This window comes from Acinetobacter sp. AG1, assembly GCF_001005525.1.
Taxonomy (GTDB): Bacteria; Pseudomonadota; Gammaproteobacteria; order Pseudomonadales; family Moraxellaceae; genus Acinetobacter; species Acinetobacter modestus.
In genome coordinates, this window is the sequence record NZ_LBMZ01000124.1 from 167,473 (window position 1) to 181,721 (window position 14,249).

A 14,249-nucleotide genomic window follows, 5' to 3' on the forward strand; every position below is an offset into this window, starting at 1 on the left:
AACATGATAAATCCCTGTTTAACACGGATTCATCATGATCGACAATAATATTTTAGTGATGATGTTCATGCTCAGCATGCATTGTTTCGGTTGTCATCGATGACTCTGACATTTCAGATTGAGCTGCTGCTTTCTTCTGATTCATTGGCATATAATCTGGTTCGTTGTTCATCGCCAAGTAAAAAATCACCATAAAAAGAAAACTTAAAATACAGGTGATAATGAGTGCTTTCCAACCCCAAGGAGAGGTTTCTGGACAGAGTTTTTCAGACATAGGATTTTTCCTAAAGAGAGAAAATAAATAGCCTTATAACATAAAAGTATAATCCACTCCGTATGCAGATGTTAATAAGCAAATCAAAAATCGACTTTTGTCCAATATGGATTACAGAATTGGATTGTTAAAATAGCCATAGTATTCAATACAATGAACACAGATTCTTTCAAGGTAGATAAGAAGCTGAGTCTTTTTTTAAGGGCAATTATCTATTTTGAAGATCATAACAATATTGATGAAAAACAAAATTTGATGGAGAAAAGAATGATTTTGGATTCAACGGATACGGATGTTTTTGCAGCTGTTACGCAGTTTTATGTGCGTTTAAGACGGGTAACGGGTCGTGTGGTTGATGTGCTTTATATGGTGGAAAATCAAGAATATGCACAGCATCTCATTGATTATGCTAAAACAATAGATGATACAGAGTTGCAAAGCCATGTGAATCATCTCACACGATCTTTTAATATTGTGAAAGCGCCAGTTGTAGTAGACCAACCTGAGCAAGTCGTAGAACGACCTGTGCCTCAAAGAGTTTGGTTCTTAGGTTAAACCTTAATTTTTAAAGGTCTAAAATAAATATTCCTCCCCCTTTGATCAAAGAGGGAGGACATACAAACAGCTTAGTTTAGAAGCGTCATACTATTTAAATACTTCACCTGATTCAGCATGTTTTCTAAGTAATGCGGGTGCTATAAAGCGTTCCCCGTATTTAGCAGCTAATTCTTCTGAACGCTGTAGAGATTGCTTAACGCCGTTTTGATTGAGGAACTGAATCGCTCCACCTGTCCACGGTGCGAAACCGATTCCGAAAATCGAGCCGACATTGGCATCAATGACTGATTCCAGAACGCCTTCCTCATAGCAGCGTAAAGTATCGAGTGCTTGAACAAACAAGAAACGATCAATCATATCTTGTTCAGAAATATCATTGGCTTTTGTCCAACGGCTGAGCCCATCCCACAAATGTTTTTTGCCATTTTCTGGATATTCATAGAAGCCTGCACCCGCTGCTTTACCTTTACGATTCAGCTCGTGAATCATGGTGTAAACCACTTCATCTACAGGTGTTTTTGCTAATTCCTTACCTTCGGCTTGTAGAGCTTTGCGCGTTTCGCTTGCAACATGCTCAGTGAGAGTCAAAGAAACCTCATCCTGAATCGCAAGAGGCCCCACAGGCATACCGGCCTTGAGTGCTGCCATTTCGATTTTCGCTGGATGCACGCCCTCAGCAAGAAGACGCATACCTTCTTGAATGAACGTACCAAACACACGGCTGGTGAAGAAACCACGGCTGTCATTCACCACGATTGGCGTTTTCGCAATTTGTTGTACAAAGTCATAGGCTTTAGCTAATGTTTCAGCTGAAGTTTCTTTACCTTTGATGATTTCTACCAATTGCATTTTGTCGACTGGGCTAAAGAAATGTAAGCCAATAAAGTTTTTAGCATCTTTACTTGCTGTTGCTAGACCTGTGATCGGTAAGGTAGACGTGTTCGATGCAAAGATTCCACCTTCAGCTAAATACTGTTCAGCTTCTTGGGTCACCTTGGCTTTGAGTTCTTGATTTTCAAATACGGCTTCAATAATTAAATCACAGCCTTGTAAATCAGCTGCATCAGCGGTTGCAGTAATCAGTGCTAACACTTGATCACGTTTTTCAGCTGTCATACGACCCTGTGAAACACGTTTATCAAGTAGCTTTTGCGAGTAAGCTTTGCCTTTCTCAGCATTTTCTACAGATACGTCTTTGAGTACGACAGCAATGCCTTTGATTGCGGTTGAGTAGGCAATCCCTGCACCCATCATGCCTGCACCTAAAACACCGACTTTCTTCGCTTGCCATTTAGCAACTTCAGCAGGACGACTCGCACCTGATTTAATTGCATTTAGACCATGCCAGAATGTACCGATCATGTTCTTCGAAACTTGACCGACAGTCAGTTGTGTAAAGTAACGTGATTCAATACGAAGCGCGGTATCTACATCAACTTGAGCACCTTCAACCGCAGCCGCCATGATTGCTTCAGGGGCAGGGTAGCAACCTTTTGTTTTGTCACGTAGCATTGCAGGAGCAATCGCAAGCACTTGTGCAACCGCAGGAGTGCTTGGACTGCCACCCGGGATTTTGTAGCCTTTCACATCAAATGGTTGCTGTGATTTTGGATTAGCTTTGACCCAAGCAATTGCTTTTTCTAACAGCTCTTGTTCATTCTCAGCCGTGTCATGTACCAAGCCGAGAGATTTTGCTTTATCGACACCAAATTGCTTACCTTCCATGAGGAACGGGAATGCATTTTGTAAGCCGAGCAGACGCACCATACGCACGATACCACCGCCACCAGGAAGTAGACCTAAAGTTACTTCTGGTAAACCAAATTTAGTTTTTGGATCATTGATGGCAATACGATAATGACAACCTAAAGCGATTTCCCAGCCACCGCCAAGCGCTGTACCATTTAATGCGGCAACAACAGGTACACCTAAAGTTTCGATTGTACGTAAGTCACCTTTGAGTTTTTCAATCATCTTGAAAAATTCAGTGGCATGTTCAGGTTGTACCTGAATCAGCTCATCTAAGTCACCACCAGCAAAGAAGGTTTTCTTAGCTGAACGGAAAATAATACCTTTCAGATCAGTTTCAGCTTTAAGTTTTTGACTGACTTCATCTAAAGCATCACGGAACTCTGCATTCATGGTATTTGCAGATTGACCCGATGAGTCCAGTGTAAGAATTACAATATTGTCAGCGTTTTTTTCGTATTTAATAGCGCTCATGTTGCTCTCCTTACACCAACTCGATAATGGTAGCGATACCCATACCACCACCGACACATAATGTTGCTAGACCGCGTTTTTTACCTTGACGCTCTAATTCATCTAGCAAAGTTCCTAGAATCATGGCACCAGTTGCACCCAATGGATGTCCCATCGCAATCGCACCACCGTTGACGTTGACTTTCTCAGCAGGAACTTTCAGTTCTGTAATAAAACGCATCACTACAGCTGCAAAAGCTTCATTCACTTCAAATAAATCAATATCGTCGATGCTTAAGCCCGCTTTTTCTAATGCTTTACGTGCAGCAGGAGCAGGACCAGTCAACATAATGGTTGGATCTGTACCGACTAATGCAGTTGCAAGCACCTTGGCACGAGGTTTTAAGCCTTGCTCTTTAACTGCTTTCTCAGAAGCCAATAACACCACCGCAGCACCATCAACGATACCTGATGAGTTACCTGCATGATGAACATGGTTAATTTTTTGCGCTTCAGGATACTTCTGTAAAGCAACAGCATCGAAGCCCATTTGACCCATCATTTCAAAGCTAGCATTCAGTTTTGCTAAACCTTCAACAGTGGTATTTCCTTTGATAAATTCATCTTTTTCTAAGATTGTTACACCTGCATGATCTTTCACAGGCACCACGGATTTATCGAAATAACCATTTGCTTGAGCAGCAGCGGCCTTTTGTTGTGAACCAACTGCAAAAGCATCTACATCTGCACGGCTATAACCATCTAAAGTTGCAATCAAGTCTGCACCTACACCTTGTGGTACAAAAGATGATTTCAAATTGGTTTCAGGATCAAGTGCCCATGGTCCACCATCTGAACCCATCGGGATACGTGACATAGATTCTACGCCACCCGCAACCACAACATCTTCCCAACCTGAACGAACTTTTTGTGCTGCCAAGTTTACTGCTTCTAAACCAGAAGCACAGAAGCGGTTGATTTGGACACCTGCAACATCATCATTCCAACCTGCGGCAATCGCAGCAGTCTTGGCAATATCCCCACCTTGATCACCAATTGGTGTCACACAACCGAGAACGATATCATCGACTTTAGAGGTGTCGAGTTGATGGCGTTGTTGTAATTCATTCAATAATGTTGTCAGTAAAGTAATTGGTTTTACTTCATGTAATGAGCCGTCTTTTTTTCCTTTTCCGCGTGGTGTGCGAATGGCATCAATAATATAGGCCTCGCTCATAGCTGTTCCTTGTATTGCCTTAAATTAAAAATCATTGTGCTTCGAGTGTACTCAATTTAAGTGCCAGTGCAATGATGATAAACATTGGCAAGTTTGATGTTTTTCGCCAATGGGAAAAACTCGTTAATTCAATCGTTAATTTTAGTGTCGTTGTATATGTCTTACCGTGCCTTGGATTAGACTAAAGCAAAATGATGGATAGAATAATGGGCGAGCATACATGATAAAACTAAAGCCTTACTATGCAGTGGCGGCATTGATCTGGTCACTTTTGGGATGTGATTCATCTGGACGGGATGTTGAAAACAGCACAGCAAAGGAGGATAAAAACAAGATTAGTCAAACCTATTCTAATCAAGTTGCTGATGACAAAATGTTGTTAGTATTATCTGCACCTTCTGTGCATGATCCTTATTACAAATCTGCTTTTCAACGGATTGTCGATTTCCAGATCGATTACGCCAAGTCCATTTTGGGCAATGATAATGTGGTGATTTTGGTTGATAAAGACACCAAGCCGTATTTCACTGGCAAAGTGCCAGAAGACATTTTACTGGTGGATGATGTGCGTGATATCTGGATGCGTGATTTTACTACCGTTAATCCAATGCAGCCCGTGCAATTTACCTACACTTGGGCATCTATGACCCAAAAGCAAAGTAAAGAAGTACAAAAAAGTTTTAGTCAGTTTGCTGATCGTTATCAAATTCAAAGAGCCAAAACTGATTTGATGCTTGATGGGGGGAACTTTGTTGATGACTATGCGGGTCGAGTGATTACCACCACACGTTTTATGCAAGATAATGAGCTGAGTTATAGTGAAGCCAAACAGAAATTAAAAAATACATTGGGGGCGAAAGAGGTTGCTATCTTAGAGCCTGATGAAGAAGTGTTGGCACATTCAGATGGCATGGTCAGTTGGGTAGATCAAAATACCTTGCTTGTGAATGACTATTCAAAAACACCATCATTTAGAACAACCGTAATGGATGAGTTGAAAGCTTCATTTCCAACTGCGAAAATTGTCGAAGTTCCTGTTGAATATAAAACCAATCCAAAAGGTGAGTGGCAAGGCTTTGAATCGGCATGTGGCGTGAATCTCAATGCCACAGTCACGCATAACAATATTTATGTGCCAACCTTTAATATGGCACATGATCAAAAGGCATTAACGATCATCAAGCAAAATACTTCGAAGAAAGTCATTCCAATCAATGCTGAGAGTGTTTGTCCAATGGGTGGTAGTGTACGTTGCCTCACTTGGCAGGTGAAGGGGGACAATGCTGTGAAACTTATTCAAGCAGCACGAGATCGCTAATAATAGATGTTTAGATTAAATTGAGTGATTGAAATTTCCAAGATAGCCTGAGCATGGTCAGACTAACTTGGAAATATGATCTATGAATGATGTCCGTGCAATTGACGATATAAACCAGGAGTAACACCTGTCCATTTCTTAAAGGCACGGTGGAAGGTGCTAGTTTCGCTAAAGCCGACCTGTTGAGCTACGTCTTCAAGGGTAAGATTTGGTGTTAATAATAAATGGATTGCAGCATCACGACGTAAGGCATCTTTGACACCTTGATAGCTTTTACCTTCCGCAGCCAAACGACGACGCAATGTTTGAGGTGATAAATACAACATTGATGCAACATCATTCAAAGTTGGCATTTCTTCACCAATTTGGCTCTTCAATACATCTCGGATACGTGAAGTTAATGAGTTGGTATTCTTAAATTTCACCAGTAATTGTGCAGGTGCTGCTTTCAAAAACTCTTCTAAGGTTTTGTCATCTTGGCGTATTGGTAAATCTAGATAATCAGCAGCAAAAGTGATTTCTGTACGTGGTGCATCGAATTGCATCACAGGCGCAAAAAATAGCGCATCATATTCATCGGCGTGGTTAGGGCGTTCATAGCCAAAATGAACACGTTCCAAAGGTAGTCGACGTTCGATTAACCATGATGCAAGTCCATGCCAAATCATCAGCATACTTTCAGTAATGAAATGATCAGGGTCAAGCGCTTTAGGAATGTGAGGCACTAAACGAGCTTCGTGTTTATCGCGCTCTAAACTTACAGACCATTCATCACCGAATAATTTGTAAAATTGTGAGGAAAGTTCGAGTGCTTGTCCAAGTGTTTTCGAATGTATGATCAATTGGCACATAATGGCAAATGTACCTAAACGACGAGGCTGTACATCAAAACCAACGTGTTCGTCTTGGGTGACCATCCATAACATTTTGACAAAACGAGTATATTGCTCAGGGGAGATTCGAGCTTTGGGTTGACGCAGTAGTTCTGCCTCAATTCCGACATGTGAAAGTAATGTTTCAACGTCCATGCCTAGGCGTTTAACACCTGTTAAAGCCGCATTCACGAAGTGGATGCTGATCGTATCACGGCTCATATTGAATCCTTCAGTTTCTTTACTGTTCACGATAATTGACCTAAATAACCGTCTAAAATATCAAATTGGGCAATTGACAAGAAAAATAATTGCTCATTCTGTACATGTTAAATTGCCGAAACTATCAAGGTAAATGGCTGAACATGACATTGTTTTTGTGTTTATCCAAACCTAGTATAAAAGAAAATTTGAACAAATCGAGTAAAAATTATCATGCCATCTGCTTTAAAAGGATTGAAAGTTCTAGATTTTTCTACTTTGTTGCCTGGTCCATTTGCAAGTATGTATCTTGCGGATATGGGTGCAGAAGTGATCCATGTGGAATCTCCAACTCGTCCAGACTTAGTAAGGATTATGCCACCCTATGCCAATGGGCAAGCCACTGCACACAGTTATCTGAATCGAAATAAACAGTCGATTGCACTTGATTTAAAAGATCCAAGCAATATTGAACTGATCAAAACTAAAATTTCTGAATTTGATATTGTCTTGGAACAGTTCCGTCCCGATGTGATGCGCCGTTTAGGTTTGGACTATGAAACTTTAGCTGAGATTAATCCGCGTTTAATTTATTGCTCGATTACGGGGTATGGTCAAACAGGAAGTTATAAAGATCGTGCTGGGCATGATATTAACTATCTCGCATTAGCAGGTGTTTCAGGTCATAGTGGTCGTCAAGATAGTGGACCTCCACCGCTTGGAATCCAAATTGCTGATGTGGCAGGTGGTTCTCTGCATGCAGTGATTGGTATTCTTGCCGCTGTGGTTGAACGTCACCGCAGTGGTCTTGGTCAATATATCGATATTTCCATGACGGATTGTGTTGCGAGTTTAAATAGCATGGCTGCTTCAGCGAGCTTGGCAGGTCAGACGCCACAAGCACCAGAACAAGGGATGTTAAATGGTGCGAGTTTTTATGATTATTATGAAACCAAAGATGGGCGTTATTTCTCTGTTGGAAGTTTAGAACCACAATTTATGGCAGGTTTATCAGCGGCTTTGGAATTGCCAATCTTAATGGCAAAAGGTGCTTCATTTGACTCTGAAGACCGCCAAGCTGTGAAACAAGCATTACAGGAAAAGTTTAAGAGTCAAGATTTTGCTGAATGGCAACAGCTTTTTCACCACTTAGATATTTGTGTCGAACCTGTTCTCAGTCTTGATGAAGCATTAGTTTCACCGATTGCTGAACAACGTGGCTGGGTTGTGGATGTACCATTGTCAGAGAATTCTGAGCAAACAGAAGCACAATTGGCATGTCCAATTAAATTCTCTCGTTCACAAATTAAATATGCCTTTATTGGTCAAGGTTTAGGTGAGGGAAAGTGGTAGACAATATGTGGGATTCATCACTGTATTGTTAAGATGTTGTACAGATCTTTAACATTTTAAATAAATTGTTATCAGAAGAATCAGAGTAACCTTTTATAAATAAGAATATAAAAGGTTACACAAACATGACAATCTCTCATTCACGGATTGTTTCTTGTTTATCCGTTCTATCATTAAGTTTATTTATTCAACAGACTCAGGCAGCTTCTGTTTTTGATCCGAATGGTCAATGGCTGCTTGGTAATTGGAACGGTCAACGCTCTGCGTTAGAACAGCAAGGATACAATTTTTCTGCAGATTACACCGGTGAGTTTGCAGGTATTTTAGACTCAAAACAACATTCAAGTCATGGCAGTGAATTTACTGGACAATTGGCTTTGGGTACTCATTTCGACTTAAATAAAATTTTAGGTTGGCAAGATACTGAGGCGCAGATTACGGTAACTTATCGTGATGGTCAGTCCTTATCTCAAACTGCTGAAGGCTTACAAGGTCACCAAAGTTCTGTGCAAGAAGTTTGGGGACGTGGTCAAACTTGGCGTTTAACCGATCTATGGATCAAAAAGAAATTTTTAGATCAAGCCTTAGATATTAAAGTGGGGCGTTTTGGAGAAGGTGAAGATTTCAATAGCTTCGCCTGTGATTTTCAAAATCTAGCTTTATGTGGTTCTCAAGTGGGTAATTGGGTCGGGGATCAATGGTATAACTGGCCTGTGAGTCAGTGGGCATTACGTGTTAAATATAATTTACAGCCAGACTTATATGCTCAAATCGGGGTATATGAATATAACCCAGAGAATCTTAAACGTGGTAAGGGCTTTAATTTAAGTACAGATGGCTCACGTGGTGCAATCATTCCATTAGAAGTTGTTTGGTCACCAAGACTAAGTCAGCAATCCCTTTCTGGTGAATATCGCTTTGGATATTACTACAGTACAGCCGATGCAGTTGAGATAAGTAATCCTACAAAAAGCTCACATAAACAAGGTGGGTGGTTTACAGCGAAGCAACAACTTATTCGTCAAGATATGGACTCAGATCGAGGGTTGAGTGGTTTTATAAATATCACAATGCATGATTCAAAAAATAACCAGATCAAAGATATGCAAAATATTGGTTTGATTTATAAAGGATTATTACAAAAACGACCACAAGATGAACTCGCTTTAGGTTTAGCACGTATTCATGCCAATGATGAAAATAATCCTTTATTAGATGAAGAATACAATACGGAATTGTATTACGGCATTCATGCAACCAATTGGTTGACTATTCGACCTAATATTCAATATGTACATCAAGTTGGTGCATTGAAAGATGGTGATAAGACTTGGGTTGGCGGTATTAAATTCCAAACGATTTTCTAAGTTTCAGTTTTGTTATGTATCCGACTGTTGGGGAGATTGATCATCTTCTCAATGATTCTAAAAATATAAAAGAGGTAAGGTGATCGTATGACTCAATCTTCTTCAAAATCAGGGCTTAGGACATTAACGGTAATTATTTTTATAATTACTGCTTTGTACTTGCTTATTGGTGGTATTTGGCTCGCGGTCATCGGAGGGTCAATTTATTATGTAGTTGCAGGTGTTCTTCTGCTCGTTGTGGCGGTGCAACTGCATAAACGTGCATCAGGACCTTTATGGGTTTATGCCGCATTGATGTTAGGCAGTGTGATTTGGGGTGTTTGGGAAGTTGGTACAGACTTCTGGGCGCTCGCACCTCGTCTCGATATTCTTGGTATTTTGGGATTGTCATTGCTGATTCCTGCAGTTACACGTGGTATCTATAATCTGACATCGAGCAAAGTTGCTTTGTCATCGACACTAGCTATTGCGATTGTGGTGATGGTGTATTCAATTTTTAATGATCCCCAAGAAATTAACGGTGTAATTCAAACGCCGCAACCTGCACAAGCCAAAGCTGTTACTGGTGTTGCACCAGAAGATTGGCCTGCCTATGGTCGTACTCAAGGTGGTGAACGCTATTCTCCACTGACCCAGATTAATGATAAAAATGTCAAAGATATTAAAGTTGCTTGGACATTTCGTACAGGTGACTTCAAGACAGGGAATGATTCGGGTGAAACCACAAATCAGGTTACTCCAATTAAAATTGGCAACAATATGTTTATGTGTACACCCCATCAGCATTTGATTGCGATTGACCCTGCAACAGGTAAAGAAAAATGGCGTTTTGATCCTAAACTCAAAACTGATAAAACCTTTCAGCACTTAACCTGTCGTGGAGTGATGTACTACGATGCCGCTAATACCAGTGAATTTGCAAGCAGTCTACAAAGCAAAAAATCAGACTCTAGTGAATGTCCACGTAAAGTGTTTGTTCCTGTCAATGATGGCCGTTTAGTCGCTGTTAATGCTGATACGGGTAAAGCATGTTCTGACTTTGGTCAAAATGGTGAGGTGAACTTACAAGAGTTCATGCCGTATGCGTATCCAGGTGGCTATAACCCAACTTCACCTGGTGTAGTTTCTGGTACGACTGTGGTCATTGCAGGTTCAGTAACGGATAATTATTCTAATAAAGAACCCTCTGGTGTCATCCGTGGTTATGATGTGAATACAGGGAAATTGTTATGGGTATTTGATACGGGCGCAGCCGATCCAAATGCAATGCCAGGTCAAGAAACCACATTTGTAAATAACTCACCAAATGCATGGGCGCCTCTTGCCTATGATGCAAAATTGGATATTGTCTATGTGCCAACAGGTGTAGGTACACCAGATATCTGGGGCGGTGATCGAACTGAGTTAAAAGAGCGTTATGCCAACTCGATGTTGGCGATCAATGCGACAACGGGTAAGTTAGTCTGGCATTTTCAAACCACACATCATGACTTATGGGATATGGATGTACCATCACAGCCATCTTTAGCAGATATCCAAGTTAAATCAGGTCAAACGGTTCCTGCAATTTATGTGTTAACTAAAACGGGGAATGCTTTTGTTTTAGACCGTCGCACTGGGCAACCCGTAGTTCCAGTCACTGAAAAACCAGTACCACAAACTGTGAAGTGGGGACCACAAACTAAAGGCGAACATTATTCAGCAACACAACCATTTTCTGATTTTAACTTAGCACCAAAAGATAAATTAACTGATAAAGACATGTGGGGCGCTACTATGTTTGACCAGTTAATCTGCCGAGTAAAATTCAAACGTTTGAACTACGATGGTATCTATACACCGCCTTCAGAAAATGGAACTTTAGTTTTTCCAGGTAATTTGGGCGTGTTTGAGTGGGGAGGGATGTCTGTAAATGCTGATCGCCAAGTTGCGGTGACAAATCCGATTGGCTTACCATTTGTCAGTCGATTGGTTCCAGCTGATCCTAATCGTCCTCAAACTGCAAAAGGCGCAGGAACTGAACAAGGGATGCAGCCAATGTATGGCACGCCATATGGGGTAGAGATTAGTCCGTTTCTTTCACCATTCGGCTTACCATGTAAGCAACCGGGTTGGGGCTACGTTGCTGGCGTTGACTTAAAAACACATGATGTGGTCTGGAAAAAACGTATTGGTACCATTCGTGACAGCTTGCCGCAATTGTTCCAATTACCGCCAGTTAAAATTGGAGTACCGGGTTTAGGTGGTTCGATTTCGACTGCAGGGAATGTGATGTTTGTCGGTGCAACACAGGATAATTATCTACGTGCCTTTAATGTATCGAATGGCGACAAGTTATGGGAAGCGCGTTTACCTGCAGGTGGGCAAGCTACACCAATGACATATGAAGCCAATGGCAAACAATATGTGGTGATTATGGCCGGCGGACATGGCTCATTTGGAACTAAAATGGGGGATTATCTCGTGGCTTATGCATTGCCTTAAATCCCTCCCAACCTCCCTTTATGAAAGGGAGGAGTCCCCCTCTTTTATAAAGAGAGGTTAGGGGAGATTAAAAGTCCAGATTTATCTGGACTTTTTCTTTTTGTGGTAATTAGATAGGCTTATCAATAAAATCGTTATTAAATATGCAAAAAAAGCATTTTGTTGATGAATAAAAGCTCGCTATGCTAGTCGCCTTTATAATGAATGACTAGCCATACGCCATGTATTTATATACGGATTTCGATCAACAACTGATTAACCAACGTGTTGCTCAGTTTCGTGATCAAACAGAACGCTATTTAGCAGGAAAATTGACCGAAGACGAATATCGTCCATTACGTTTGCAAAATGGTCTGTACGTGCAACGTTATGCACCTATGCTCCGTATCGCTGTGCCGTATGGCTTGATGAATACTAAACAACTCAGAAAAATTGCTGAAATTGCGACTGAATATGATCGTGGTTATGCCCACGTTTCAACTCGTCAAAATATTCAGTTGAACTGGCCTGCTTTAGAAAATGTACCTGATATTCTTGCTGAGCTAGCAACAGTACAAATGCATGCAGTACAAACCTCAGGTAACTGTATTCGTAATACCACGACTGATCAGTTTGCAGGTGTGGTTGCTGGTGAGATTGCAGACCCACGTCCGACGTGTGAATTGATTCGTCAGTGGAGTACTTTCCATCCTGAATTTGCGTTCTTGCCACGTAAGTTCAAGATTGCAGTTTCTGCTTTAGAAGAAACAGATCGTGCTGCAACAGCTTTCCATGATATTGGTGTTTATATCGTTCGCAATGAAGCAGGCGAAATCGGTTATAAAATCATGGCGGGTGGTGGTCTAGGTCGTACTCCAATTATTGGTAGTATAATCCGTGAATTCTTACCACGTGAAGATTTGATTGCTTATTTAGAAGCGACCTTACGTGTGTATAACTTGCATGGCCGTCGTGATAACAAATACAAAGCACGTATTAAGATTTTGGTGAAAGCATTAACACCACAGGTATTTGCCGAAAAAGTTGAAGCCGAATTTGAACACACACGTGAAGCATTGAAGATTCAGCCTGAGATCTTGAAAAAATTAGATGAGGAATTCACTCCGTTTGATTATCAAGATTTAGAAGATCAAGATTTCACAGCATTGTTTGCTGAATATCCTAAATTCAAACAATGGTTTAACGTGAATACCAATGCACATAAAGTCAAAGGCTATCGTATTGTGACGATTTCTTTGAAACGTGCAGGGGTTGCTCCTGGTGATGTCACCACTGAAGAAATGAACTTAATTGCAGATTTAGCAGATAAGTACACTTTTGGTGAGTTCCGTACCACACATGAACAAAATATTTCACTTGTGGATGTACCACAAAAAGATTTATTTGAATTGTGGCAGATCTTAGAACAGAACAATATGGCACGTGCGCATATTGGTTTTATTACCGATATTATTTGCTGTCCGGGCGGTGATTTCTGTTCATTGGCAAATGCGAAATCAATTCCAATTTCAGAAGCGATTAGCCGTCGTTTTGATGATTTAGATACGATCTATAATCTTGGTGAACTTGATTTAAATATCTCAGGCTGTATGAATGCTTGTGGTCATCACCATGTGGGTAACATTGGTATCCTTGGTGTAGATAAAAAAGGTGCAGAATTTTATCAAATCACGCTAGGTGGTAACGCTAATCATGATGCATCTATCGGTGATATCTTAGGACCATCTTTTGCTGCTGATGCAGTACCTGATGTCATTGAAGAAATCCTAAATACTTACCTTGATCTACGTACTGAAGGTGAGCGTTTTATTGATACGTATCGCCGTGTTGGCATCCAACCATTTAAGGAGCGTGCTTATGCTTAATACATCGCTACAAGTGCTGTTCAAAGATGGCACGATTGCTGATAATACTTATCAAGTGATTGCTGAAGATGGCGTAATTCCACAAGGCGATGTGGTTGTAACAACTGCTCAGTTAGATCAATTGGTAAATGTACAAGCTAAAAAAGCGTTATACATTACTGTTAATGATTCACCTGAAACTCATCAATTTCCATTAAATGAATTAGATGCGATCTTCATTGAGTTCGCTGGTTTCAATGATGGACGTGGTTATTCATTTGCAGCATTATTACGTCGTCAAGGTTACCAAGGCGAGTTACGTGCTGTCGGTGATATCTTTAAAGATGTTTTAAACTATTTAAAACGTTCTGGCTTTGATAGCTTTGTGGTTAAAGAAGGTAAAGATATTCATGAAGCCGCTGCTGGACTTCAAGATTTCACCAATCCTTATCAAGCATCAACGGCTGTGCCACAAGCGAGTTACCAAACAGGTGCTTAAGCTCATTTAAGTAAAAAAGCTGAACTCAGGTTCAGCTTTT

The 14,249-nt window shown here is 40.7% G+C and carries 11 protein-coding genes; 7 read left to right on the forward strand and 4 right to left on the reverse strand.

The window, feature by feature from the left end; genetic code table 11:
• Positions 1–52: 52 nt before the first annotated feature.
• Complete coding sequence (locus tag AAV96_RS17595) at positions 53–274, reverse strand: hypothetical protein (protein WP_004664735.1); 222 nt, start codon at positions 272–274, stop codon at positions 53–55.
• 267 nt (positions 275–541) lie between these two features.
• Here AAV96_RS17595 and AAV96_RS17600 point away from each other — a divergent pair, with 267 nt between their 5' ends.
• The gene (locus tag AAV96_RS17600; RefSeq protein WP_046740281.1) at positions 542–829 is read left to right on the forward strand and encodes a hypothetical protein; all 288 of its coding nucleotides are present in this window, start codon (positions 542–544) and stop codon (positions 827–829) included.
• A 90-nt stretch (positions 830–919) separates the two neighbouring features.
• On the opposite strand, the gene AAV96_RS17605 is transcribed toward AAV96_RS17600, so the two are convergent.
• Together AAV96_RS17605 and AAV96_RS17610 are read right to left on the reverse strand one after the other, a co-directional pair.
• Positions 920–3,055 carry a 3-hydroxyacyl-CoA dehydrogenase NAD-binding domain-containing protein gene (locus tag AAV96_RS17605; protein ID WP_046740254.1) on the reverse strand — a complete coding sequence of 712 codons (2,136 nt, stop codon included), beginning with the start codon at positions 3,053–3,055 and terminating at the stop codon, positions 920–922.
• 10 nt (positions 3,056–3,065) lie between these two features.
• Entirely contained in the window at positions 3,066–4,271 is a 1,206-nt protein-coding gene (locus AAV96_RS17610) for an acetyl-CoA C-acetyltransferase (RefSeq protein ID WP_004908831.1), read from the reverse strand.
• A 220-nt stretch (positions 4,272–4,491) separates the two neighbouring features.
• Here AAV96_RS17610 and AAV96_RS17615 point away from each other — a divergent pair, with 220 nt between their 5' ends.
• Positions 4,492–5,589: an agmatine deiminase family protein gene (locus AAV96_RS17615; protein ID WP_046740255.1), complete on the forward strand. Its 1,098-nt coding sequence runs from the start codon at positions 4,492–4,494 to the stop codon at positions 5,587–5,589.
• An 80-nt stretch (positions 5,590–5,669) separates the two neighbouring features.
• Here the strand turns inward: AAV96_RS17615 and AAV96_RS17620 are convergent, their stop codons facing one another.
• Positions 5,670–6,683 carry an AraC family transcriptional regulator gene (locus AAV96_RS17620; protein ID WP_004664725.1) on the reverse strand — a complete coding sequence of 338 codons (1,014 nt, stop codon included), beginning with the start codon at positions 6,681–6,683 and terminating at the stop codon, positions 5,670–5,672.
• Positions 6,684–6,896: 213 nt separating this feature from the next.
• On the opposite strand from AAV96_RS17620, the gene AAV96_RS17625 reads away from it, so the two are divergent.
• From AAV96_RS17625 to AAV96_RS17645, 5 genes are all read left to right on the forward strand, one after another.
• Positions 6,897–8,015: a CaiB/BaiF CoA transferase family protein gene (locus AAV96_RS17625; RefSeq protein ID WP_046740256.1), complete on the forward strand. Its 1,119-nt coding sequence runs from the start codon at positions 6,897–6,899 to the stop codon at positions 8,013–8,015.
• A gap of 146 nt (positions 8,016–8,161) precedes the next feature.
• Entirely contained in the window at positions 8,162–9,382 is a 1,221-nt protein-coding gene (locus AAV96_RS17630) for a carbohydrate porin (protein ID WP_171249185.1), read from the forward strand.
• A gap of 87 nt (positions 9,383–9,469) precedes the next feature.
• On the forward strand, positions 9,470–11,866 hold the full coding sequence (locus AAV96_RS17635; protein WP_046740258.1) for a glucose/quinate/shikimate family membrane-bound PQQ-dependent dehydrogenase: 2,397 nt from the start codon (positions 9,470–9,472) through the stop codon (positions 11,864–11,866).
• A gap of 221 nt (positions 11,867–12,087) precedes the next feature.
• Complete coding sequence (locus AAV96_RS17640; RefSeq protein ID WP_046740259.1) at positions 12,088–13,731, forward strand: nitrite/sulfite reductase; 1,644 nt, start codon at positions 12,088–12,090, stop codon at positions 13,729–13,731.
• Positions 13,724–14,209, forward strand: coding sequence for a DUF934 domain-containing protein (locus AAV96_RS17645; RefSeq protein WP_004664714.1), 486 nt, complete (start codon positions 13,724–13,726; stop codon positions 14,207–14,209). The genes AAV96_RS17640 and AAV96_RS17645 overlap by 8 nt, the downstream gene beginning before the upstream one ends.
• Positions 14,210–14,249: the final 40 nt, after the last annotated feature.